Origin of the sequence: Marinobacter litoralis (genome assembly GCF_016427555.1) — a bacterium.
In the GTDB taxonomy this organism is placed as follows: Bacteria; Pseudomonadota; Gammaproteobacteria; order Pseudomonadales; family Oleiphilaceae; genus Marinobacter; species Marinobacter litoralis_A.
Map to the genome: position 1 here is coordinate 94,259 of NZ_JAELVS010000001.1, position 25,332 is coordinate 119,590.

Genomic DNA, 25,332 nt, shown 5'->3' on the forward strand with positions numbered 1-25,332 from the left:
CCCTTATAACCGCCCATACGTTCAACCAAACAGCACGAGCCCTCAATGAACTCTTCATCCCCCCTGCCTGACGATTACAGCTTTCGCTTTGGCGGCATTGAACGACTCTATGGCCGAAAAGCTCTGAGTGCGTTCAGTCAGGCCCACATCGTTGTGGTTGGTCTGGGCGGCGTCGGCTCCTGGGCTGCCGAATCGTTGGCTCGCAGCGGTATTGGCACCCTCACGCTGATCGATATGGATGACATTTGTGTGTCTAATACCAACCGCCAGCTGCATGCCTTGCAAGGTCAATACGGCCAAACCAAGACCGACGCCATGGCGGAACGTTTGCGCGCAATCAACCCGCATGCGGATATTCGTGTTCATTTCGGTTTTCTGACCACCAAAAACGTGCAGGAACTGATCACTGATGAAGTCACCGGTGTGGTGGACGCTATCGACAGTGTGAAAGCCAAAGCCAGCCTTATTGCGCACTGCCATCGCCGCAAGATACCGGTGGTGGTGGCCGGAGGAGCGGGTGGCCAGATGGACCCCACCCAAATCCAGGTGGCGGATCTCAGCAAAACCACCCAGGACCCATTGCTGGCAAAAGTTCGCAATCTGCTGCGACGTGAATATAATTTTTCTCGAAATCCGAAGCGCCGTTTTGGCATCGAAGCCGTATACTCGTTGGAACAGCTGACCTACCCGGCTCCCGATGGCGAGGTATGCCACCAGAAACCCGCAACGGAAGGCCCTGTTCGACTCGATTGCGCATCAGGCTTTGGTGCTGCCAGCCCTGTAACCGCAAGCTTCGGTTTTTTTGCTGCGTCCCGGCTCTTGAACCGAATGGCTCGTCGAGCCAACTTATAAACTTTTCAACCGGAAGCCCTTATGGCCGCTAGTACTGCTCTGATTCTTGCCGGTATCGGTATCAGCTCTCTGCTTTGCCAATGGATTGCGTGGCGCGTTCGCATGCCTGCCATTCTGTTTCTGCTGGCAGGGGGCATTATTGCCGGGCCGGTATTGGGCTTCCTTCAGCCCGAGGAAGTCTTTGGTGATCTGCTGTTCCCTGTCATCTCACTGGCGGTCGCCATCATTCTGTTTGAAGGTAGCCTGACACTCCGCTACGACGAGATCAAAGGCCACGGCAAGATGGTACGAAACCTCGTACCCGTGGGCTCGATTGTCACCTGTGCCATCGGAACCTTGGCAGCGCGCTGGATTCTGGAGGTTTCGTGGGAAGTTGCGCTCCTGTTTGGTGCCATTTCCGTGGTCACAGGCCCGACAGTCATTGCGCCCCTGCTTCGGGCGGTTAGGCCGACCGCAAAGCTGTCCAACATTCTGCGCTGGGAAGGTATCATCATTGATCCCGTGGGCGCGCTGCTGGCGGTTCTGGTTTTTGAAGGTATCGTTTCCTGGGGTCAGGGCAACGTCTTCGGTCACTCACTGTATATTTTCGGCAAGACACTGGTGGTCGGCTTTATCATCGGCGCCATTGCCGGTTATCTGAATGGTCAGGCCCTCAGAAAACACTGGCTACCTCAGTACCTGCACAATGCCGGCACGCTCACGTTCATGCTCGGCGTTTACGCCATCTCCAATCAAATGGCTCACGAATCCGGCCTGCTGACGGTCACCGTGATGGGCATCTGGATGGCCAACATGAAGCGGGTGCCGATTGACAGCATTCTGGAGTTCAAGGAATCCCTGAGCGTTCTGCTGATTTCGGCGCTGTTTATCATTCTGGCCGCCCGGGTCGAGTTTTCCGCCATTCTGGATCTGGGTTGGGGGCTGGTAGCCGTGCTGGCTTGCCTGATGTTCATCGCCCGCCCGATCAGCATTTTCCTCTCCGCCATAGGCACCTCGCTGAACCTGCGCGAAAAGCTTTATCTGAGCTGGATTGCGCCGCGGGGTATTGTCGCCGCCGCGGTCTCTGCCCTGTTCGCTTTCCAGCTTGAACGACTTGGCTATGACGGCGCGGGAACGTTAGTGCCGCTGGTGTTCATGTTGATCATTACCACGGTTACCCTGCAAAGCCTGACGGCCCGACCGATTGCCAAGCTGCTGGGCGTTAAGGAACCACCCGCTCACGGCTTTCTGATTCTGGGGGCTAACCCCATTGCCCGACTGATTGGACAGGCCCTGAAGAAGCACGACGTACCGATTATGCTCTCAGACACCAACTGGGAGAACGTTCGGCAATCGAGGATGGAAAATCTGCCGGTATACTTCGGCAATCCGGCGTCGGAACACGCGGCCACTCATATGGATCTGACGGGTATTGGTAACCTACTGATTCTGTCGCCCTACAAACAGATGAACAGTCTGGCCACGTACCATTTCATGGACTGGTTCGGCGACACTTCCGTATTTGGCTTGACCGAGGGCGATCAGGATCAAAAAGCGCGCCTGCAAACGGCGGGGAAAGTGCAGCGGACCCGTGGGATTTTTGACGGCGTGAGCTATGCCAAGCTGGCCAGCCTGGTCAGTCAGGGCTACAACGTCAAAACCACCCAGCTAAGCGAAGAGTTCAGCTACCAGCAGTTCCTGGAGCAATACCAGCAGCAGGCTCTGGTACTGTTTATCATCGACAGTAAGGAGCACATTCATCCGGTGAAGGACATGGAGTCACTGGAACCCGAAGACGATTGGGTTCTGATCAGTCTTGTGCCCCCGCAGCCTCAAAAAGAGCGGGACACCAATGGCAACCAGGGTTCAGAGGACAAGGCTGAGGATTGATCCCCAGCCCCTTGCAGACTAGCGACAGTCCAGGACGAGCTTACCCCGTACATGGCCTTCTGCCAGAAGGTCATGGGCTTCGCGCACTTGCTCCATTGCGAACACCTTGTCAATGTGCACGCGCACGTCGCCGTCTTCAATCAGCTCGGCAATTTCTTCCAGATGAAAGACATCAGGGCGCACACGCATTCCGTGGGCCCGAACCCCCATCACTTCCGCTGCGCTGACAACCTCATCGGCGGTCACGGTGGGTATGGTCACCAAGACCCCGGCGGCTCCCAAGGTATGCAGGGAGCGCTTGCCCGCCTCACCACCGACCAGATCCAGCACCACGTCCAACCCAAAGCATTCATTGGCAACGTCCATGGTTTTGTAGTCAATGACTTCGTGAACGCCGAATTCCGCCAGGAAATCGCGATTACCGGCAGATGCCGTAGCAATCACGTGAGCATCCCGCGCCAACGCAAACTGCACGGCAAAGTGGCCAACGCCCCCGGCCCCGGCGTGTACCAGCACCTTTTGGTTGGGTTCCAAGCGGGCAAATTCAAACAATCCCTGCCACGCTGTAAGTGCCGCCAAAGGCACGCCTGCAGCTGTGACCAGGTCCAATTCCTCCGGGACAATCGCCAACTCGTCCGCGCGAGCAACGGCAAACTGCGCGTAGGCTCCGCCCGCCACCGGGAAACCAATCATGCCCATCACCCGATCACCCTGAGCCAGGGTAGTGACATCGTCGGCGACGGCCACGACTTCTCCGGCGACATCGTAGCCCGGCACCCAGGGCAGGTCGTTTTCAATTTGGGTGGCAACAAAGCCCATGCCCAAACGGGTTTTCCAATCAATGGGATTGAGGCCGGCGCCGTGAACACGAATCAGCACCTCGCCCTCGCCCGGTTCCGGAATCGGCGCGTCAACCACCTGCAACACATCGCTGTCGCCAAATCGGTCGTAGACCACTTGGCGCATTGTCTCGGCTTCCGGCAGTTCAGTGGGGGCCATGGGTGTCTCCAGACAGGTTGGTCTCAGGTGCCAGTTAAAGCAATCCTGCTCACGTTCAGCCTAGCAGAATTTCGAATCGGCGCGTTTTCAGATCATTCATGGCCAGCCCCGATATCCGGGATGGCTTGTAACGACAGTTTTCCGATGCGGTCGTTGTGCAGCGAGCCAAAATACAAATTCCCTTGATGGGGATTGACCGAGGTAATTTCCTGCAAATGCTGACCCTTGGTATCGTGCAGACTCACAAGCGGCTTACCCGTGGTATCAAACGCCACCACAAAGCCATACTCTTCCGGTTTCGGCTTGGCGCTGTCCGGCAGCTTAGCCACCAGGTTCTTAAGCCAGGGCCTTGTGTGCATTGCGTCGATTTGCGGGTTACGGAGCGATGGGAAAGCCACCCAGTAACGCCCTGCGTGGTCAACGGCGAGGTTGTCCGGAAACCCTGGCAGATTATCCGCAAACACTTCCGTTCGGCCAGCCTTGGGCCCCGCTATCCAATGCTTGAGAATGCGGTACTTCCAGGTTTCGTTGACCAATACATAATCACCTTCCGGCGAAACCGCAACACCATTGGGGAAATGCAAATTCGCCACCAGCACTTCCGTCTTGTGGGTTTTCGGATTGTACCGAAGCAGGCGGCCATGAGGGCGCATTTCCAGCAAATCCAAGAGATAGTCCGACTGACCGAAACGAGAGCTGGCGTCGGTAAAATAAATGCGACCATCCGGGGCAATGATCACATCGTCCGTAAAACGGAACGGCGTGCCAGCGGCTTCCCGGGTGAGGACCGTGATATCACCATCCGGTGTTATCGACAACAGGCCTTTTCCGGAATCCGCCACCAACAGGTTGCCTTGTTCATCCATCACCATACCCAATGGCCGACCACCGGTTTCCAACCAGGTATCTACCTTGCCGTCGGGATGAACGCGAATGATTTTGCCATCCTGGGTGCCGGCATAGAGCACACCGTCGGTACCTAGCGTCGTATCTTCCGGACCATACACCTGCCCCAGCGCCAGCAAATCGGCCTGGCGCAAAAGTTCATTCGGGGCATAGACACCGGTCATCGGCGGCGGCTTGGGTGCCTCCCAGGCTTTGCTATCCACAGGGGACGGAGCCAGCAAAAAACCACCACACACCAGGAACAGGATCAACGAGCCTATCAACAACCATCTCATGACGGACCACCGCAGGTTTTTATCATTGTTTTTCCTCTAACGACTCGGAGAGCAGATAGATTACACAACCTAAGCAATCATCGCAGGCCAATCAGGACGACCAGCGGTCACTGAGCCAGAAACTCCCGACACAAGTTAGCGAAGGTATCCGCTTTCTCTGCATGCAGCCAATGCCCGGTACCCTCGATGATCTTCAGCTCGGCATTAGGGAACAGACGCTGGATGGTGTCTTGATGTTTGGTCTGAATGTAGGCGGAATCCGCCCCTTTGATAAACAGAACCTTGCCATCATGCGGACCATTGCCTTCCGGGGCGGCAGCAAGGTTGCTGTAACTGGCGTCAATGACCGGGAGATTCAAACGCCAGCGGAACAGGCGTTCGTCGTCGGTGTTTTCTTCTTTGGGAATGCGCTCCAGATTTTTCAGCAGAAACTGGCGAACGCCCGGTATCTCAACATACTCGGCCAAGCGGCTGTCTGCCTCACTCCGGGATTTCACGCCCCGCAAATCCAGGTTTTTCAGGCCTTCGAGAATGGCATCGTGCCGGGGCGGATAGGTGACCGGAGCAATGTCCGCAACGATGGTTGTCTGCACCCGCTCGGGGTAGTGCAATGCCACTTGCATGGCGACCTTCCCCCCCATGGAGTGGCCCAACAGGTGGGCCTTATCGATGCCGTTAGCGTCCATGTAGGCCACCACATCCGACGCCATCAGCGGATAGGTCATTTCATCCGTGTGAGGAGAGCTGCCGTGGTTCCGTTGATCCAGGCTATGGATTTGCCAGTCATCTTGCAGGCGGCGGGCCACGCCACCCAGATTTTCCAGCGAACCAAACAGTCCGTGCAGCAGGATCAAGGGTTCGCCTTGTCCGGATATCCGGTGATTCAGTTCAACACTCATAGTGGGGCAGCCTCCGGCTCAGAGAATGTAGCCAACTACACTACCATCGCCAGATATCGGGGCAAGAACAAATTTCTCAGGTGACCAGCCACAAAAAAGCCGGGCACGTAGCCCGGCTATAACCATGTCGTCCGTACGTCTGAAAACTTAGCAGTAGTAAATTCCGCCAAGGTACTCCGCCAGAGCCATAACGTTTTCGCGTTCACTTTGGCTATGGGGTACAAAGATTTCCTGTTCCATACAACACCTCCACTATGACCTTTCGGTTACTTCAACCTGATGCCTCCCATGCTATCGTCTTAATTGTGAAAGGCCGTTGACGTACCGTGCCATTCGCTTGACATTTCGTAACACTTTTCACACTTCGACTGATTTCGGGTACTGGCATGACCGACCGTCCGGACAACGACGATATCCCGCAGGTTGCGGCCTCCAGCACACTCGCGCTGGTGCATTATCTGGAGACCCGAGGGCTTCTGGATCCAGACGAGATAGAGCGTGAGACCGGCCTGCAGCTTGGCACACTGAACGATCCGGATCTTCGTATTCCCGCCACTACTCATTACCGCCTTTGGGAGCTGGCAGAACAGCTGACCGGTGATCCCGGCGTGGGCCTGCACGCAGGTCAGGTGATCGAACCCGAGCGCATGGGGCTGGTGGGGCACGTCTTTTTTAACTGTGACACCCTGGGCGAGGCGGTGATCCAGTACGTTCGACTGTATCGGCTGATTAACGAGTCGGTCACCCTCAGTTTCGAGCAAACGCCGAAGCAAGCGATCCTGACCTGGCAACCCGACAATACGGCTTATTACTCGCGCCTCGACATGGATCGAACACTTGCCGCCGCTATCTGTCGGACTCGCCATTTCATCCATAAGGGTCTCACCGCGGATTGGGTCGAAATCGCTCATCCAGAACCCTCTTATGCCCAGGAATATCAATCATTGTTCGGCGGTCCCGTTGTCTTCGGCTGCGGTGTTACCCGGGTCGCGTTCTCATGCGAGCATCTGGACCACCCCATTCCCCAAAGCAATCCCTATGTCTATTCCGCGGTCTTGAAACAGGTCAATGCGGTACTGGCCAGGCTGCAAACCCGACGCTCTTTCAGCCGCAAAGTGCGAAGATTGATCTCCCGGCAGATGGCAACCGACAAGATTGACGCCGACACCTTGGCCCGGCAATGCCATATGAGCCGACAAACTCTCTATCGACGGTTAAAAAAAGAGGGATTGAGCTTTCAGGATCTGGTGGAGCAGGTCCGCCGTGATAAAGCGCTCCGATACGTCGCCAACGATCAATACGCCTTAGGTGAGATTGCTTTTCTGCTTGGTTTTTCGGAACTTAGTGCCTTCAGCCGAGCTTTTAAACGTTGGACCGGCGTTGCACCCGCGCAATTTCGATCCGAACACAAGGACAGCCCACCATGACTGAAGACTCCTTCACTTTACTGGCGATTCCGCTTGGGCTGCTCTACCTGGCTGCCCTGGCCTGCATCTATCGCATTCTGCTGACGTACCGCACGACACAGGGCGCCATCGCGTGGATCACCACATTGATTGCCTTGCCCTATGTAACCGTACCGCTGTTCGTGTTGTTTGGCCGTTATCGTTTTGGCGGCTATGTAAAGGCTCGGCGCTCCGGCAACAAGGCACTCAGTGGCCTGCTCGAGGAATTTGAATGCCAGACCACCTCGATTCCGGATCCGAACCAACAGCACTTCGCTGACGAGCTGCAAGTCCTGAGCAAGCTAAGCCGCCAACCCTTTACCAGCAACAACAAGGTCACGTTGCTAAAGGATGGCGAGGCTACCTTCGATGCTCTTTTTCAGGCCATGGAAGACGCCGAACACTATATTCTGCTGGAGTTTTACATCGTTCGCTCCGATCGCGTTGGCCAGCGCATCAAGACGATTCTGGAACGCAAACTGGCCGAAGGTGTCGAGGTGTGGCTGCTTTATGACGACATTGGCAGCCTGTCACTGTCTCGCCGCTGGCTCAAAGAGTTGGCGAATGCCGGCGCCAGAGTGGCGTCCTTCGGTAAAGGCAACATTCGCCGGCGCCGCTTTCAGATCAATTTCCGCAATCACCGTAAGCTGCTGGTGTGTGACGGCGTCACCGGTTTCGTGGGCGGCATCAATCTCGGGGACGAGTACCTTGGCACCGCGATGGATCAGGAACCGTGGCGCGACACCCATTGCCGAATCGAAGGTCCGGCCGTGACCGGCTTGCAGCTGGCATGGCTGGAAGACTGGAACTGGGCCAGCGACACCAAACCCGATCTGGAATGGTGCCCGAGCTTTAACTGCCCGGGCGAGGACAAAGTGCTGGTACTGCCAACCGGTCCTGCGGATACCTGGGAAACCTGTGCTTTGTTCTTCCTGAACAGCATTAACAACGCCCGAACCCGCATCTGGATTGCCTCGCCTTACTTCGTACCCGACGTACAGGTCATCAATGCGCTGCAATTGGCTGCCCTGCGTGGGGTGGATGTGCGGATTTTGATTCCGGAGAAGTCCGACAGCCTGCTCATCCGGGTTGCCGCGTATTCGTACCTCATCCAAGCCCGTCAGGCCGGCATCGGTATCTATCGCTACCAACCCGGCTTTATGCACCAGAAGGTGGTGCTGGTGGACGACCGATATGCATCGATTGGCACCGCCAATCTCGACAACCGCTCCATGCGCCTGAACTTTGAAATCATGGCCATTAACACCAGCCCGCAGTTTATTGGGGAAGTGGAAGCGATGCTGGAAGACGACCTGAAACACTGCCGCCTCATGACCGAAAGTGATTATGAAGACCGGTCCCTGCTGTTTCGCCTGTGGTGCCGAACGGTTCGCCTCCTCGCGCCATTGCTTTGAACTGGTTCTCAGTTGGGGCTTATGCGAACATGAGCCCCTGCCCACTTTCGAAGTAGCCACAGAACGTACATGAACGCATTCAAGCCAAAACAAACTCTGACCGAACAAGTCGCCCGCCACGTTGAGAATCTGATTGCTTTCGGGCAACTGCGTTCGGGTGAACGGATTTACGAAAGCGCCATGGCCAAAGAACTCAACGTCAGTCTGGGCTCGGTGCGCGAAGGCTTGCTCCTGCTCGAAAAGCGGCATCTGGTGAAAAACGTACCGCGCAAAGGCGCGTTCGTAACCACACTGGATGAACACTTCGTGCACAGCTTGTACGAAACGATGGAGTTGTACCTAAGCCATACCGGGAAGAAACTGGTGCGACAGTGGCAGCCAGAAGATATGGAACGGCTGGAGTCACTGCGCGACAAGATGCAGCGGTGTTACGAAGAAAACGACTTGTTAGCGTTTTTGGAACTGGGTATTGAGTACACGCAAGCATCGTTGGCGTACGCGAATAACTATTTCATTGAGTCTGCCATCGACGATTTGTGGCCGTCAGCCAAACGGTGTGCTTTTGTGGCGTTTCGCCATGGCGGCAAACAGGTGATCGAAGACAATCTCGCCCATATGGAGCAGTCCATTCAAGCAATCAAAGCCCGTGACGAGAAGGCCCTTGAGGATATTCTGCATCGCTATGCCCTGCAGCAATGCCAGCAAGTACTGACCGCTTTAGCTCAGTAGAACAACTGGGTAAACGAGAAACCAATATTCATGTAGGCGGTCCAGTCGTCTTCGTTGTTGTAAGCAACCGAGAACTGGACCGGCCCGACAAACGTATCGACACCGGCAAATACACTCCACGAACGCACCAGATTATCCCAACGCGCATCGTCGATCTGGTCCCAGGTGTTACCCGTTTCAAATCCGACACCCGCGAACCAAGGCATGAACGGGCCACCGAATTCCCTTCGGGCATAGGCCGCAGCCAGAGCGGCGTCGTTGCCACTTAGTTCTCCGGCCGCATAGGCCGATAGCCGTCTGAACCCACCGAGACGCGCGGCGTTCTCGATCCCTGACTCGCCGCTGATCACCTGTTCCGTGAACAACAGGCCGGTGACGTTGAAGCGTTGCCAGCTGGTGGTTCCCAGCAGCATGCCAGTGAGGGAATCGAAGTTTCGGTCAGACCCGAAGTCATTACGCTCAAAACGAGCTCGTATGCCGGCAAAGCCCCCCGATTTGGGGTAAAAGGCGTCGCTGAGCGAATCATGCACCAGCTGCACGTTCACATAACCCTGATTAATTCGGCCCGACGGCGCAACTTTTTGGCCTACTTCGTCGTCTACCTTTGCAGAACCCCGAACATAACCAATCCGGATTTCGCCATCGCCGCCCAACTCCATACCAATGGCGAGATCCGCTTGGCTCAGGGTGACATCTATCTGGGAAATTCGGGTGCCATCGTCGTACACACTGTATTCGTCCCGCTGGTGCTCCAGGCCAATCACCGCAAACCGTTCGTAACCAAAATCCAGCGGCTGATACCACTGGGTACGCACCCACGGCTCAGTACCCAGCTGCACACCAGTGTGCCACTCGGCCCCCAGGCTATTGAGCTCGGTCATTCGAAGCCCGGACGCCAGGTTAAAGCGAGTGTCGCCATCAAAGTTATCTTCGTAATTCAGGCCAAAAGACAAATAGTTAGGCCCCCAGCGCTTTTCTCTCGCCTTGATATCCAGAACCGGCCCTCTTTTCGAGGGTCGTAAAGACCAGGACACGGTTTCGTAATACCCCAACCCGTAAATACGCTTGAGGTCAGATTCGAGCTGTTCAATATCCAAAGGCTCGCCCGGTTTCTGACGGATGCGCTCTTTGAGAAAATCCGTCGACAATCTGCGCCCGGCATTAAACTCGATTCGCGCTACGTGGCCATAAGATGCGGAACGTTGCTCCAGGCCGGCGCGAAAAGCCTGCCATTGCTTGGCAGGCACCGCCAGACGATTGAGCTCTACTGCGTGTTCGCGCGCGGCCGTCGCCCCCAGTTCAAACAACACCGGGCCGTCATAAAAATCGGCGGAGCCATAACCTTCCAGCCGGGGCCGGATGAGTATGTCTTTGTCGGTGATCAAGGCGAGCTGCTCTTCGGTGTTTCGGCGGGTCAGGAGGGTTGTGAGCTGGCCAACAACCGAAAACGCCTCCTTGATGTCATCGGTCTTCAGCAACGGGTCCGTGATGTCTACCGCAATGATAATGTCGGCCCCCATGTCGCGGGCCACACTGACGGGCAAATTGTTGGCTATCCCGCCATCCACCAATAAACGGCCACCCCGCTCAACCGGTGCGTAGATGCCGGGAATACTCATGCTGGCGCGAATGGCTTCGGCCAGGTTGCCGCTATCAATAACCACTTCAACACCGGTTTCCAGATCCGTTGCAATTGCGCGGAACGGGATGGGAAGTTGGTCAAAGTCGTCAACCAGGGCAGCGTTACGGGTGAGCTCGTTCAGAATCAGGCCCAGATTCTGGCCCGTGACCAACCCACCGCCAACATGAACACCTTCGGCATCTACACCAATGCCCGGCGTGATCGGCAAGCGCCAGTCCGACTGCTTTCGGCGCACCGGCTTGTAAGCGCGGCCGGGGTCATCTCTGAAACTGGACAGCCAGTCCAGATCGATAAAACGTTGTTCGATTTCGTGCACCGACATGCCGGATGCGTACAAAGCAGCAACCGCAGAGCCGGCGCTGGTACCGACAACCATATCCACCGGTACCTTTATTTCTTCCAGAACCCGCAGCACGCCTACATGCGCCATACCTTTGGCTCCGCCGCCGCTCAGCACCAGCCCCACTTTCGGGCGGGTTTCCTGGGCCGCAACCAGAGCGGGCAGCGCCGCAAACGCCACAACGACTGCAATCAGGACAGGAAGTCTCAATAGAAAGGCCAAAATAACTCAGTGCGGATTAATTGGATTTGTCATCGTCAACCAACGATATGTGAGAGGTATCCGGAACGATAGGCGGAGGTGTTTCCCGCTCAACCCCGAGATCCGCCCCCGGAGGTGCCAGACTCCACTCGTCCAGATGCTCAAACATCGGAGCTTCAACCTCCTGATGCTCCGCAAGCGTGACACCCACCGGGTCCAGGCTAAGGCCGGAGCCTGCCAGAATCTCGTCCACTTTCTCTCCAGCAACCGGCAAGCGGTCACCGGGTTCTACCTCCGGCGTTTTACCGGGTTCAGCTTTCGGGGCCGGAGCGCCTTCCTGGGCCGCAGTGGCAGGCTGCGGATTTGGGGTCGGTTCGGTTTGACGGGCGGGTGCGGTTGATTGCCCGCCAGCCGCAGCCATCGGCTGCACATAAACCACCATGCCGTGCTTCTTGAGGACCGCCTGGTATTTCTCGGCTTGCTCCTGATCCAGCTTGTTTCGGATTACTACCGCCTGACCACTGAACATGCGGTCAAGTTGTTCAACACTGGCCTTGAACAACGCCTTGGCGTTAGCGCGGGCGGTACTCAGATCCGTGCCTGACGTACATTCGCCCTTGAAGACGAGCTGGAACATGACGTTACCTCATTCGATCTTTTCAGGATGCTCGTTTTATCATAGCTGAAAACACTCCGGCTGGAGACAAGCTCAGCGTAATGCGCAGCCAGCAAGTCCGGATTGTGTCAGCATTGCAAACAATTGAAAAATCCCAATGCTTTATACAGCAAAAACCGGCACTCTCTGCAATAATTCATTGTAACCAAAACTTACAATTGGTTACGGTATTGCTTTTATTGTCTGACGAGAAACGCCTATGCGAATTCGAATCCTTGCCCTGACCGGGGCGCTGCTGGCGAGCGCGGCAAGCCCACATGCACAAGCAGGAAATCTCGACGTTCTCATGCAGCAGGTGTTTCCAAACACGGAAGCGTCTTACATAGGCTATGAAAGCGTTGAACGCGAAGACATACCCGCCAGCGCGGATGTTGACCGCAAATACCTGGTTGTGGATTTTCGCTTCAAAGGCTCCATGCCATCTGCCCAGCAACTGCAGGCCAAGGTGCATAAGGTATGCATGACCCTGTTCAGGGATCAGCAGCTGATGCAGTCACTTTCAGAGTCCGGCTACGACATGGTGTCGGTGGCCTTTGACCGGCAATCCCAGTTCGACTGCCTGTAAGCGTCTCAGTTTTGCCCCAGTATGCGGGGAAATGCCTCAAGAGCCGTATTCACCGCATCCAGATTGAACGCCTCCACATCGGCCAACAACTTTTCACCGTAACGGGTAACTGACAGCGAACGGTGGCGCTGCCCCCACTCAATAATTCTCAACGCGAATTCTTTCATCTGCTCCGGGTCGCCACTCTCGCGAACGTCTTGCCACTCATTGCCAAAGTCTCTTGCCAAGCTTTCCCGGAGCCAGCCGCGCTCCTGCATGCTCATGGTCTGCGCCAACAAACGCTCCGACTCTTCCGGCGCTCCGTCGTCATCAGCTTCTTCCCCGGTGGCTTCAACCCGAGGCAACACAATCGTAAAGGTCGAACCGACGCCTGCCTCACTTTCGAGGGTCAGCTCGCCGCCCATCATCTCCACCAGTTTGCGACTGATGGCAAGGCCCAGACCCGTGCCGCCGTAGCGCCGTGAACTTTGTCCTTCGTGCTGCTCGAACGCATCAAAAATACGAACTTGTTGATCCGGCGCAATTCCGATGCCGGTGTCCGTTACGGTCACCACCATTCGGTAGTAGCGAGCATCACTCTCGCTGGCTTCCGGTTCTTCCAGAAGTTCGGCAACCACTCTTACGGTCACCTCGCCTTCATGGGTAAACTTGATGGCATTGCCCACCAGATTAAACAACACCTGCCGCAGCCGGGTTTCATCAAGCATCATCGCCGCCGGCAGCCCCGCACCCACACTGACTTCCAGAGCAATACCCTGCTCCGTGGCCCGCAGATCAAAGATATGACGAACGTCGCTGAGCAATCGGCGCACAGAGACCGGCGCAAAGTCCAGTCGCATTTTGCCCGCTTCAATTCGCGACAAGTCCAAAATGTCGTTGATTAGCATCAGCAGGCTGCGGCTGCCGGCGCGAATGGCGTTCAGATAATTTCTCTGCTGCGGGTCGGTCACCGAGTTAAAAAGCAGGTCGCTGTAGCCAATCACCGCGTTCATCGGTGTTCGTATTTCATGGGACATGTTGGCAAGGAATTCGCTTTTCGCGCGATTGGCCAGTTCCGCTTCCCGAGCCAATCGCTCAGCTTCCAGTTTCGCGGCCCGCAGCTCGTCTTCACTTCGCCGCAACGCGTTTTCTGAGCGAATACGTTCATCAACTTCCAGTGATAATTTTCGGTTCCAGTACAGAAAGATCAGTACCACGACAATGGCGATCAGAATGATACGCCGTACCACCGTGTAATCGGTTTCCTGTTCGATATCGAGATGAATCCAGCGATTGTAAACGGCCTCACCCTCGGATTCGGGCAGACTGCCCAAGGCCTTGTTCAGAATCCGGTGCAACTCGGGATTGCTCTTGCGCACCGCCAGACGCAAATCGTACTGGTAAGGAGTGATACTGGTGATCCTGAGATTCGTTAATCCCAGTCGCGCCACCGTGTAGCTGACCGCAGGAATATGGGTAACCATCACGTCAAGATCACCGTTCGACAACGCAAGCAAACCGTCAGCTACCGTGTTCTGCGGGTAGAGATCAAGGTCCGGGTGGTTAATCAGCAAGTAATCATGACTGGCCTGACGATTCACCACGCCAACTTTCTCGTCTCGCAGTTCCCGCAAATCGCCGATAAAACGGCCGCTGTCGCGGATCGCCAGGGCGATAGGCACGGTGACGTAGGCGCGGGTAAACAGGTATTCCTGCTCCGTGCGGGGCGTTCGGGACAATCCGGGCAAAATATCAACGGTGCCGGCCTTCAGTTCATCCTCGGCGGAAGCACGGGTTGCCATGACCTTCTTGGTGAAACGTACCCCCAGATTCTCTTCCAACCGGCCAACCAGATCAGCAACCAACCCCGCCGGCCGCCCGTCCTGCTGAAACTCGAAAGGAGGCCAATCCCTGCGCAATCCGACTTTAAGCCCCGGATGTTTATCAAGCCAGGATTTCTCAGCCGCCGTCAGCGCTACGCCGCGACCTTCCAACATCGGTACATCGCCTTGCAACCAGGCTTGTCGAATCTCCCGATGTTCGTTATGGCTAATCGAGACAACCGCGCGATCGGCCACCCGAAATAATTGACGCTCATCCGTTGGCACCTGCAGCACGATATCCACAGGCCGATTGTCCAGCAGCACCGCCAACCCGATTCCGTTCACCAGTGTCGATTCCAGATAATCGGACACCACCGGCACCGGTGCCAAAAACGCATCGGCGTTACCGGCCAGCACCTGACTGATGGCTTCGCCCAGATTATCCACCGGAACGGGGGTGAAGTTATTGACCGGGTCAAGCAGAGGAAATTGATTGGGATCGTCGCCGATGATGGCCACATTGGCCGACTCCAGATCGGCCAATGTGCGAAAACCGGCATCGCCGGCATTCACGAAAACGCCGTAGGTGAGGCTCATGATCGGCGTGGTGTGGCGCAGGCCCGGAATCACAGGCGCGCCCGGAACACGGGTGGTGAGCACAAGATCAGCAGCTTGATCCTGCTCATCCAGCATGAAGGGTTCAACCGGGAGATCGAGCTTCTTCGACAGCAGCTCCAGATAATCCGCCAGCAAACCGACCAGCTGACCACTCCCGCTTTCGAAAATCAGCGGCATCTGTGTTTGCCGGACACCCACTCGAAGAGTGTCGAGCTCTCCGAGCCACATCAGATCTTCAAGGCCCAGTACCGGAGAGGGGGATTCTTGTGGCGGATCAGCTTGCGCCGCTGCGGTCGAAACACTTACCAACAGAAACAACACAAGCTGAAAAAAAAGCGTCACTACATACCCTCACGGTGCCACAAAAGCGAATCTTCAATGAGCAACAACTCGGTTACGGCCCGTTGCCTTGGCCCGATAGAGAGCTCTGTCTGCTCGTTCAAAGGCCTTGTCCTGATTGTCACCGGTCACAAACTGCGCCAGGCCCGAAGAAAACGTAATGCTGACCGGATTTCCGCCAAAATGAAATGGTAACTTTTCCACAAAACCCCGGAGTTTATTCATGACCGAAACCGCTTCGTCCATCCGGGTTTCGGGCAACAACAACGCAAACTCTTCTCCACCAATTCGAGCGATGAAGTCGGTGGTTCGAAGTCGCCCCTGAAGCTCTCTCGCAACCAATTGCAACACACGGTCACCGGCTTTATGGCCGTAGGTATCGTTGATCCGCTTAAACAGATCAATATCCAGAACAGCGACGGTCAGAGGGTGTTGATAGCGCCGCCAGCGGCTGAACTCGAAATGCAGCCGTTCTTGCCACGCCTCGCGATTAGGAAGCTGGGTCAGCATATCCGTCATAGCGCGGGCGCGCTCCCGACGAATCTGCGCTCGCATCTGCTCGGAGCTGGCTTCCATCGCCGCCATTTTCTGATGCATGGATTCAAGCTGCTCGGCCAGCAAGCGTTCGCGCTCCGTTTCTTTATCTTTGAACCGGGTCAAGGCATTGGCAATCTGGTCGAGGCGCTGCCCCACCGATTGCTTCAGCGTGTTTAAATCCTGGCTGTACTGGATATCCTCGCTGACCAACTCAATCTCCTGACGAATTTCATGATCAAGAGTGGCCCGATCGTCCTTTCGTGAGGAGTTGGATTCAGATTGCAGGGCAAAATGCTCGCGCAAGGTTTCCAAGCGGCTGTTGAGCCGGCTCAGAAAAGCTTCGAGTTCGCGTTGATTACGGGTGATGGCTTTGATCAAAAGCTCTGATACCGACTCCAGGCTTGTCCGCAACGTACTCCAATCTATGCTGCTCAACAGAGTCTGCTGAAGTTCTTTGGCTTGTATTTCGGCCTCGGGCTCTAGCGTCACCTGTACCAGAACCTGATTGAGCAATTGCCCCACTCTCCGGGCGATGAGGAGGCGGTGATCCCGATCCGCGATATCGATACCTTCATCGCCGGCTGTTGTCGCATCCGGCTCGCGAGCCGTGGTTTCGTTCGTGGCGGATTTGGGCCCGGCATCCAATAATGCGATCTGGCGATCGATCTGCTCCTGCAGGCGACACCAGGCTTCTGCATCAAGGGTTTTTCGCCGCAACTCTGCCCGCAACCGACTCAACAAGTGATCCAGCTCCGGGCGCTGGCCCTCGGAAGCCACAGTGGTTCGTACCAGCATTCGCTCAAGCAGCTCACGCTGCTCCCGACATTGACGGTCCTGTTGCTCAGCTTCCTTTAACAATTGCTGATATTTTTTCTTCCAGGATTGCTCCGATGTCATGCAATGCTCCGTTAGTTGCCGGCCGATTCCTTGTCAGAGCCCGCTGCTTTTGCAGCCGCTCTCCGACGAGCCCGGGGATGGCTTTGATCATAAACCCGCGCAAGATGTTGAAAGTCCAAGTGAGTATAGACCTGAGTTGTCGCAATGTCCGCATGCCCCAACAGTTCTTGCACCGCCCGTAAATCGCCACTCGATTCCAGCATGTGACTTGCAAACGAGTGGCGAAGCATATGGGGGTGCAGTCTCTGGTCTGCTCCCTGAACCGAACCCCAGCGCGCCAAACGCGCTTGAATACTGCGCAGGCTCAAGCGATTACCCCGTTGACTTACAAACATAGCAGGCTCACTGCCAGCCACAAACTGCGCGCGACATTTCAGCCAGCGGCGAATCGCTGCGGCGGCTTTGGCTCCCACCGGTAGCAGCCGTTCTTTACTGCCCTTACCCAAAACCCGGACCTCCCCGCCAGCCAGATCGACAGCGTCCAGGTTAAGACCGGCCAGCTCGGACAACCGCAGGCCGGATGAGTACATCAGTTCAAACATGGCCAAATCACGCACTTCAAGCGGATCGTCAGGGTTTACATCCAGCAACTGGTTGAGCTGATCCACATCGGCCACTTTTGGCAGGCGGCGGCCACTTTTAGGTGCACGAATATCCAGAGCCGGATTGTCGTGTGCGATCCCTTCCCGCAGCAGGAATTGATAAAACCGACGAATAGAAGACAGGTGACGTGCGATGCTTCGCCCGCCAAGCCCTGCTTTGCTCAGGTTGGCGACGTATCGGCGCACATCGTGACTGGTCAGCCGTGACCACCGCTCGATTCCAACCGTGGGCAGCCAGGCTCCCAAGCGTTGCAAATCTCGGAGATAATGTTCGCAGGTGCGGGGAGAATGGCGTTTTTCAGAGGATAAGTGATTCAGGAAATCTGCCAGTGGCGCTGAAAGCGCCTCTGGCATCTGGCCGTCGGAGCTGGCGTCGGTCACCCTTGACCACTCTCCACCGTTAATTCGGCGACTTTTGCGGCATCCGTACCATGACGTTTCAAAACAGGGGGCAGCAGGCGGCTTAGCGTATCGCTGATGTAGCTCAAAAACAGCGACCCCATGCTTTGATCAAAATACCCCGGCTCGCAACTACCGACCGCAAAAACACCCACCAATCCTTCATAACGAAGCGGTACCAGAGCCACCGAGGCGATTGGCTCGTCACGATCCGGGAACAAAAAGGCCCGTTCACTTTCGCGGAACTGGCCACACACAGCCCGATCACCATCCAATAGTGCGCCCAGGCGCTGCTCGGCCTGAGACTTGCCCACAATGTGTAAGGCGCCGTGGGACTGGCCCAACTTGCTGGCATCACCGAACAACAGAATGGTCGCAGCATCCAGGCCAAAGTCGCCGCGAATACTGTCATCAATGGCCGATGCCATGTCTTGCAGGTTTTTTGCTTCGATCACCTGCATCAGCAAGCGTTTGCTCTTTTCGAACAAGCGGTCGTTATGACGGGCAATCGAGACCAGCTCCATCATCTCGCTGCGCAGGGTGTCCCGTTGCTCCCGGAACAAATGAACCTGACGCTCAACCAACGAAATTGCGCGGCCACTGGCATGAGGCAAAGTTAAACTGCGCAGCAGTTCGTCCTGGTCGAGAAAAAAATCAGGATGGGCGCGAAGATAATCCGCCACCTGCTCGGGGGTAAGTTCGCCGGCCTTCTGGCGGGCCGTTTGTTCTGTCATCACATTCTCCTGAACCGTCAGGCCCTGTTTTTATGCGTTCTTGAGCTTTTCCGTCGGCGGGGCGGTGTGTCGCCCGGCAGCCGCAACTGGCCGTCGAAGACTGTTGTGGCAGGGCCTTCCATCATAACAGGGGTCCCTTCACCCTGCCATTCGATCACCAGAGGGCCACCTCTCAGTTCTACTTTTACCCGTTCATCCAGCAAACCGCGCAAACGGCCCGCCACCACCGCAGCACAGGCGCCACTGCCACAGGCCAACGTTTCACCCGAACCACGCTCAAACACCCTTAAACGGGCGTGACCGCGATCGATAATTTGCAGAAAGCCAATATTGGCCCGGGCCGGGAAACGCGGATGCTTTTCCAGCAAAGGCCCCAAGCTGGATACCGGCGCGGTATCAACATCCTCAACCACCAGAACCCCATGAGGATTACCCATGGACACCGCTGAAAGCTCCAGCGTCTGATCCTCCACGTCAACGGTATAGACAGTTTTCTGGCAATTGGCGGCAAACGGAATTGCCGGCGGATTCAACTCCGGCACGCCCATATTCACCAGCACCTGACCGTCTTTACTGATCCTCAGCTCGATGATGCCTTTCGCTGTCTGCACCCGAATCACGCGCTTGTTGGTCAAGCGCTGATCCCGCACAAACCGGGCGAAGCAGCGCGCACCGTTGCCACACTGCTCCACTTCCGAGCCATCCGCATTAAAAATCCGGTAACGGAAATCAACGTCCGGCAAACCCGGCGGCTCAACCACCAACAACTGGTCGAAACCAATACCAAAATTCCGGTTGGCTAATTCGCGAATCATCTCCGGGCGCAATCGGAACTGCTGGCTGATGGCATCCACCACCATGAAATCGTTGCCCAACCCGTGCATTTTGGTGAACCGTAGCAACGGGCCCTGACCCCGCCTTTGCTGCGTCATATCCGGCTCCCCGCTCATTCCGGCAAGCAACTTTCCGGGGCCAGCTGTTCATCCAGCGTCTCCCGGCGGCGAACCACATGCACCTGATCACCATCAACCATCAGCTCTGGCGGACGGTTGCGGGTGTTGTAGTTGGAAGCCATCACAAAACCATAGGCTCCGGCTGAGCGAACCGCCAGCAAATCATTCGCCTTCAGAGTCAGCGCACGATCTTTACCCAGAAAATCACCGGTTTCGCAAACAGGGCCGACCAGATCCCAGATCTTTTCTTCACCCTCGTTATGGGGTTTGACCGGCACAATGGCCTGCCACGCGCTGTATAGTGCCGGGCGAATCAGATCGTTCATGGCGGCATCGATAATGGCAAAGTTGCGATGCTCGGTGCACTTGAGGAATTCCACCTTGGTCACCAGAATGCCGGCGTTGGCGGCAATCGAACGGCCAGGCTCCAGAATGAGCTCCAGCTCGCGATCTCCCATGCGCTCAGACAAGGCTTTCACGTATTCGGAAGGCTCCGGAGGCGTTTCCTGATCGTAAGTCACACCCAGTCCACCCCCCATATCGAGGTGACGAATGTTGATGCCCTGCTCGGCCAGCGTGTCAACCAGCGCCAACACACGATCCAGCGCATCCAGAAACGGAGACACGGTGGTCAGCTGAGAACCAATGTGGCAATCCACCCCTTTGATATCCAGATTTGGCAAAGTCGCTGCACGCGCGTAGACCTGAGGCGCTTCGGCGATATCGATACCGAACTTGTTTTCTTTCAGACCGGTCGAAATGTACGGATGCGTACCAGCATCCACATCCGGGTTCACCCGCAAGGACACCGGCGCTTTCACACCCAGCTCACCGGCCACCGCGTTCAAGCGATCCAGTTCGGTATCAGACTCAACATTAAAGCAACGCACACCGGCTTCCAGTGCCCGTTTCATTTCCCACTCTTGTTTGCCAACACCAGAAAATACAACCTTGCTGGTGTCGCCACCGGCCCGAATGACCCGTTCCAGCTCTCCGGCCGAAACGATATCGAAACCGGCACCAAGCCGGGCCAGAACGTTCAGCACGGCCAGATTGCTGTTGGCTTTTACGGCGTAGCACACCAGATGGGGGCGATTGCTCAGAGCATCGTCGTAGGCCCGGTAGTGGCGCTCCAGAGTCGCGCGTGAATATACGTAAGCCGGAGTGCCATGCTGCTCGGCAATTCGGGCAACCGGAAGATCTTCGGCGTAAAGCTCGCCATCACGGTAATTGAAATGATCCATTCTTTTCCTGAACTCGTTAGGGAAGGTAAACGTCAGCGCGCCATCGGCTCGTTATCGCGGTCATCAGCGGTTTCAGCACGCTCCGATTCAGCCTCAACAGCGTCTATTGCCACCGGCGCGTCCCGGTACAGGGGGCCCTTTTGCCCACAGCCGCTCACAGCGAAAATGACCAGCAGACACGATGTCACATAGCCCAACCGAAGCGATTTCTTCGTCTGCATACGTTTACCCTTGCGTGAATAATAGACGAAGTATACCCGAGTCCCGTCCTGTACCGCGAGGTCAGTGCCTTATCCCTGCAACACCCTGAGCGAAAGGTTTTTTTCATCTCGATAGACAGTATGATGAACAGTTCGGAGTCATTCGGGCAAACAACCACAACAACACTCGGTTCCGGCCGGATACCGGTACCGGCAGATCATCGTGAGGCATCTGTGCTTTGAAAGAGTTCCTGATCCAACGCTATCGACCCGACCCCACCGGGCCTGCCATCCATCCAACGCTGCTTCGGGTAGACGTTGACGGCCGCATTACTCATGCCGACAGGCACGCGGAAGCCATGTTCGGATACGACGCCAGTGAACTTTCACGCCTGTCGGTACAGCACATTCTGGCCTCTCGCCAGGACGACCCGTTCGCGCCGGCGCACCGTCACCGGTTGGCCGACGGTCAAACCGTTCTGGTAACGTTCAAGCACAAAGAGGGCTTCTTTTTTACCGCATCACTGGGCCTTCGCCTTGAATCGCTGCCAAGCAACCCTGAAACCCGCGCCTCCATTACACAGATAAGCAGCAAAAAGGTGGACGGCCGCTTGCTCGCACTCGCTGAACGCAGTGCCAGTTTTGGTTTTTGGGAACTCGACGTGGCGTCCAATGACGTGTTCTGGTCTGAAGCCATGTACCGGTTGCTAGACCTGCGCGTGGGGGCCGTCCTGTCGCCGGAACAGGCGTTGTTCTACTGCCAGTCCCACCAGAACCGGATACGCGCGTTGATTCGCCGGTGCATACGCTCCGGGCAAGCGTTCAGTGTCGAGTTGCCGATCCTCACCAGTCGGCAACGACCGGTACGCGCCACTCTGTCCGGCCGGGCGCTCAAAAGCGGCGGCCGCGTGAACCGAATCGGCGGGGTACTGGTCAACCACAGCTCTGCCATGCATCACGACGAACAAAAACAACAAGCTCAACGCTTGCTCGAAGCCATGGCAAGCGCAACGCCTGACCTGGCGGTAGCCATCGACACTCACTTCAATTTGCTGCATTTCAATGACGTTTGGGCGCAGCAATTCCGAATGGCCTTCGATTTAGAACCCCAGCCGGGCGACAACCTCAAAACGCTCCTGAAAGACTTTCCCAACGAACGCCGCCTGATGGAAAGCTTGTGGCAGAAAGCGTTCGAACGGGACCATTTTATCGCCGAAATGCCCTTGTTCGGTGATGGCGCGCCGTCCTCGTTATTCGAGCTTCACTTTCAACGAATCCGCAACGATAACGGCGAAGTGGTCGGTGCCGTGCGGATCGGCCGAGACATCAGCAGTCGGGTTCTACACCACAGTAGTGGTGACCATCGCATGCGCCATGATCCTATCACGGGCCTGATGAACCGCCGCGCTTTCAGCGTTCATCTGGAACGCGCCATCAGCCATCGTCACAAACGTCAGATGGTCGATAGCCTGCTGTTTCTCGACATTGACGATTTTGACAGTTTCAGCAAAGTCGCTGACACCGGCACCTGTGACCGATACCTGCGCGAGCTGGCCAGCACACTGAACTTGCGCGTGCGAAAACGCGATGCCCTCGCGCGTCTGGGCGGCGACACCTTCGCCCTGTTTATCGAGAACTGCCCGGAATCCCGGGCCCGGCGCATCGCCGACGAAGTCCGGGAGCAAATCGCCCAGTTTCAGTTTGAGTGGCAGGGAAGCGTTCTTCAGACGACCGTCAGCGGGGGCCTGCTCGTGATTGACAAAGAGGCCCCGGAACAACCCGACCTACTCCTGAGCCAAGCCGCCGATTTATGCCACACCGCAAAAACATCTGGTCGCGACCGGATCCACACCGCGCACGCTTTACCCACAGAAACGGACAGCGACAGCGGCAGCGAGCGGCGATTGCAGCAGCTGCGCCAGGCACTGGATAACGAGTCGCTGGTGCTGGAATTCCAGGCTTTGAAACCGGTTGCCAGCGTAACTTGGGGCGACCACGTCGAAATACTCTGCCGTATTCCGGCCGGTCCGGACAACGACCTTCTCAGGCCGGAACATTTTCTGCCCGTAGCCGAACGTTACGATCTCGCCAAAATGCTGGACCGGCAAGTTATCCGGCAAACTCTGGCCTGGCTGAGCCAGCACCGCTTACTGGTGCCGCGGCTCAAATACTGCGGGTTTAACCTGTCTCTGGCTTCGGTTCTGGACGACACATTTACCGACTTTATGGAACAGGCTGTGGCCACAACGCCCTTTGCGGCCAGTTGTTTTTGTCTGGAGATTCGTGAATCCCACGCGACCCGCTACCCCGACGAAGTGGCGGTTCTTTGCGATTCACTGCATCAAATCGGTTGCCGGGTGGCCTTGGAAGGTGCCGGAGCCTCAGTGGAAAGTTACAGTCTGGCCGCCAATTTGCCGGTTGATATCATCAAACTCGACAAGCGGGTTATGCATCAGCTGGAAAGTGATCCGGTGCAACAGATTATGGTGGATGCCCTGCACCAGATCGCCGAAACAACCGGCAAAGAAACCGTTGCGACGTTTATTGAAAACGATGAAACGCTTCGAAAAGTGCGCTCGCTGGGCATTCATTTCGGGCAGGGCTTCCGGCTGGCACGACCTCAACCACTGGAAGACCTGACGCCTGCGGTGGTGGATTTAAGCACCGGGCGAATTGGCGGGTAAGGGAATGCCGGCAACTCAGCGGTGCCGGCATCCCATCGTACACCACATGGAATCAGAGCGCAGCGCGGGCCCGGGCAACGGCGGCCAGTACCTGATTCGGCGCGGTACCACCCAAATGGTCACGAGCCTGCACAGAGCCGTCCAGCGTCAGCACATCGAACACGTCTTCGCCGATCACGTCAGAGAACTGCTGCAGTTCTTCCAGAGTCATTTCGGACAGATCCCGGTTTTCGGCAACGCCAAACGCTACAGACTTACCCACAATCTCGTGCGCATCGCGGAACGGCACACCTTTCTTGACCAGGTAGTCCGCCAGATCCGTCGCGGTTGAGAAGCCACGCTTCGCCGCCACGCGCATGTTGTCCGCTTTTGCCTTGATCGCCGGAATCATGTCAGCGTAGGCCTTCAGGCAACCTTTAACCGTGTCCACGGTATCGAACAGAGGCTCTTTGTCTTCCTGGTTGTCCTTGTTGTACGCCAACGGCTGGCTCTTCATCAGGGTCAACAGGCTGATCAGATGGCCGTTTACCCGGCCAGTCTTGCCACGCACCAGTTCCGGTACGTCCGGGTTCTTTTTCTGGGGCATGATCGAAGAACCGGTGCAGAAGCGGTCAGGAAGATCGATAAAATCGAACTGAGCCGAGGTCCACAGTACCAACTCTTCGCTGAAACGGGACAGATGGGTCATCAGCAAAGATGCAAAGCTGCAGAACTCAATGGCGAAATCCCGGTCACTGACGGAATCCAGCGAGTTTTCGGAAGCGCGATCAAAGCCCAGCAGTTCGGCGGTCATGTTGCGGTCGATCGGGTAGGTGGTACCCGCCAGCGCAGCCGCACCCAAAGGCATGACGTTCACTCGCTTGCGGCAATCCTGCAGTCGCTCGGCATCCCGAACCAACATTTCATACCAGGCCAGAAGATGGTGGCCGAAAGTCACCGGCTGGGCGGTTTGGAGGTGCGTAAAACCCGGCATGATGGTAGCCGCTTCACGCTCCGCCAGATCCAGCAGGCCAGATCGCAAACGCGTCAGCTCTTCGGCAATCACATCGATTTCATCACGCAGATACAGGCGGATATCGGTGGCTACCTGATCGTTCCGGCTGCGGCCTGTGTGCAGCTTCTTGCCGGTAATACCAATGCGTTCGGTCAGCTTGGCTTCGATGTTCATGTGCACATCTTCAAGGCTTACAGACCACTCAAACCGACCTGCCTCGATGTCTTCTTTAACGCCTTTCAAGCCCTCAATAATCTGGTCACGCTCGGCGTCGGTCAGTACACCCACTTTCGCCAGCATGGTGGCGTGGGCAATGGAGCCGGTAATATCATGGTGATACAGGCGCTGATCAAAACCCACCGACGCCGTGAAGCGCTCGACGAAGGCATCCGTCGGCTCACTGAAGCGGCCGCCCCAGGGTTTTTCGGAGGATGTGGTCTGGTCAGGTTTTTTCTGATCCGTCATGGTCTATCTTTCCTGCTGATAGCCCGGCTATCATCACGCCGGCCGTGGGTA

At 56.4% G+C, this 25,332-nt stretch carries 20 protein-coding genes; 7 read left to right on the top strand and 13 right to left on the bottom strand.

Annotated features, from left to right (window positions below):
- Positions 1-45 precede the first annotated feature (45 nt).
- Together tcdA and JAO79_RS00435 are read left to right on the top strand one after the other, a co-directional pair.
- On the top strand, positions 46-852 hold the full coding sequence (tcdA, locus tag JAO79_RS00430; RefSeq protein ID WP_199005206.1) for a tRNA cyclic N6-threonylcarbamoyladenosine(37) synthase TcdA: 807 nt from the start codon (positions 46-48) through the stop codon (positions 850-852).
- A 21-nt stretch (positions 853-873) separates the two neighbouring features.
- A complete protein-coding gene (locus JAO79_RS00435; protein ID WP_199005207.1) occupies positions 874-2,721 on the top strand; it encodes a cation:proton antiporter in 1,848 nt (615 codons plus the stop codon).
- Between the two features lie 18 nt (positions 2,722-2,739).
- Here JAO79_RS00435 and JAO79_RS00440 read toward each other — a convergent pair whose 3' ends face one another.
- The 3 genes from JAO79_RS00440 to JAO79_RS00450 form a co-directional block, all read right to left on the bottom strand.
- Positions 2,740-3,720, bottom strand: coding sequence for an NADP-dependent oxidoreductase (locus JAO79_RS00440; RefSeq protein ID WP_199005208.1), 981 nt, complete (start codon positions 3,718-3,720; stop codon positions 2,740-2,742).
- A gap of 92 nt (positions 3,721-3,812) precedes the next feature.
- The gene (locus tag JAO79_RS00445; protein WP_199005209.1) at positions 3,813-4,901 is read right to left on the bottom strand and encodes an SMP-30/gluconolactonase/LRE family protein; all 1,089 of its coding nucleotides are present in this window, start codon (positions 4,899-4,901) and stop codon (positions 3,813-3,815) included.
- 107 nt (positions 4,902-5,008) lie between these two features.
- Complete coding sequence (locus JAO79_RS00450) at positions 5,009-5,800, bottom strand: alpha/beta fold hydrolase (RefSeq protein ID WP_199005210.1); 792 nt, start codon at positions 5,798-5,800, stop codon at positions 5,009-5,011.
- Between the two features lie 386 nt (positions 5,801-6,186).
- Here JAO79_RS00450 and JAO79_RS00455 point away from each other — a divergent pair, with 386 nt between their 5' ends.
- The 3 genes from JAO79_RS00455 to JAO79_RS00465 all read left to right on the top strand — a co-directional run bounded on the left by JAO79_RS00455 (position 6,187) and on the right by JAO79_RS00465 (position 9,389).
- On the top strand, positions 6,187-7,227 hold the full coding sequence (locus tag JAO79_RS00455; protein WP_199005211.1) for an AraC family transcriptional regulator: 1,041 nt from the start codon (positions 6,187-6,189) through the stop codon (positions 7,225-7,227).
- The gene (gene cls / locus JAO79_RS00460; RefSeq protein ID WP_199005212.1) at positions 7,224-8,660 is read left to right on the top strand and encodes a cardiolipin synthase; all 1,437 of its coding nucleotides are present in this window, start codon (positions 7,224-7,226) and stop codon (positions 8,658-8,660) included. The genes JAO79_RS00455 and cls overlap by 4 nt, the downstream gene beginning before the upstream one ends.
- 69 nt (positions 8,661-8,729) lie before the next feature.
- On the top strand, positions 8,730-9,389 hold the full coding sequence (locus JAO79_RS00465) for a GntR family transcriptional regulator (protein WP_199005213.1): 660 nt from the start codon (positions 8,730-8,732) through the stop codon (positions 9,387-9,389).
- Here the strand turns inward: JAO79_RS00465 and JAO79_RS00470 are convergent.
- Positions 9,383-11,581, bottom strand: coding sequence for a patatin-like phospholipase family protein (locus JAO79_RS00470; RefSeq protein ID WP_199005214.1), 2,199 nt, complete (start codon positions 11,579-11,581; stop codon positions 9,383-9,385). The genes JAO79_RS00465 and JAO79_RS00470 overlap by 7 nt on opposite strands.
- Positions 11,582-11,609: 28 nt before the next feature.
- Complete coding sequence (locus JAO79_RS00475; protein WP_199005215.1) at positions 11,610-12,209, bottom strand: hypothetical protein; 600 nt, start codon at positions 12,207-12,209, stop codon at positions 11,610-11,612.
- 238 nt (positions 12,210-12,447) lie between these two features.
- Here JAO79_RS00475 and JAO79_RS00480 point away from each other — a divergent pair, with 238 nt between their 5' ends.
- A complete protein-coding gene (locus tag JAO79_RS00480) occupies positions 12,448-12,813 on the top strand; it encodes a hypothetical protein (RefSeq protein WP_199005216.1) in 366 nt (121 codons plus the stop codon).
- 5 nt (positions 12,814-12,818) lie between these two features.
- Here JAO79_RS00480 and JAO79_RS00485 read toward each other — a convergent pair whose 3' ends face one another.
- From JAO79_RS00485 to lptM, 7 genes are all read right to left on the bottom strand, one after another.
- Complete coding sequence (locus JAO79_RS00485; RefSeq protein ID WP_199006573.1) at positions 12,819-15,461, bottom strand: ATP-binding protein; 2,643 nt, start codon at positions 15,459-15,461, stop codon at positions 12,819-12,821.
- Positions 15,462-15,608: 147 nt separating this feature from the next.
- On the bottom strand, positions 15,609-17,006 hold the full coding sequence (locus tag JAO79_RS00490) for a GGDEF domain-containing protein (protein WP_199005217.1): 1,398 nt from the start codon (positions 17,004-17,006) through the stop codon (positions 15,609-15,611).
- A gap of 11 nt (positions 17,007-17,017) precedes the next feature.
- The gene (gene xerC, locus JAO79_RS00495) at positions 17,018-17,962 is read right to left on the bottom strand and encodes a tyrosine recombinase XerC (RefSeq protein ID WP_199006574.1); all 945 of its coding nucleotides are present in this window, start codon (positions 17,960-17,962) and stop codon (positions 17,018-17,020) included.
- A 23-nt stretch (positions 17,963-17,985) separates the two neighbouring features.
- The gene (locus tag JAO79_RS00500) at positions 17,986-18,741 is read right to left on the bottom strand and encodes a DUF484 family protein (protein ID WP_199005218.1); all 756 of its coding nucleotides are present in this window, start codon (positions 18,739-18,741) and stop codon (positions 17,986-17,988) included.
- A gap of 17 nt (positions 18,742-18,758) precedes the next feature.
- Positions 18,759-19,673, bottom strand: a complete 915-nt coding sequence (gene dapF / locus JAO79_RS00505; RefSeq protein ID WP_265091603.1) for a diaminopimelate epimerase — start codon at positions 19,671-19,673, stop codon at positions 18,759-18,761.
- Positions 19,674-19,687: 14 nt separating this feature from the next.
- Entirely contained in the window at positions 19,688-20,938 is a 1,251-nt protein-coding gene (gene lysA, locus JAO79_RS00510; RefSeq protein WP_199005219.1) for a diaminopimelate decarboxylase, read from the bottom strand.
- 32 nt (positions 20,939-20,970) lie between these two features.
- Entirely contained in the window at positions 20,971-21,159 is a 189-nt protein-coding gene (lptM, locus tag JAO79_RS00515; protein WP_199005220.1) for an LPS translocon maturation chaperone LptM, read from the bottom strand.
- Between the two features lie 218 nt (positions 21,160-21,377).
- On the opposite strand from lptM, the gene JAO79_RS00520 reads away from it, so the two are divergent.
- Positions 21,378-23,822: an EAL domain-containing protein gene (locus JAO79_RS00520; RefSeq protein WP_199005221.1), complete on the top strand. Its 2,445-nt coding sequence runs from the start codon at positions 21,378-21,380 to the stop codon at positions 23,820-23,822.
- A 52-nt stretch (positions 23,823-23,874) separates the two neighbouring features.
- On the opposite strand, the gene argH is transcribed toward JAO79_RS00520, so the two are convergent.
- A complete protein-coding gene (argH, locus tag JAO79_RS00525) occupies positions 23,875-25,281 on the bottom strand; it encodes an argininosuccinate lyase (RefSeq protein ID WP_199005222.1) in 1,407 nt (468 codons plus the stop codon).
- Between the last annotated feature and the right edge of the window lie 51 nt (positions 25,282-25,332).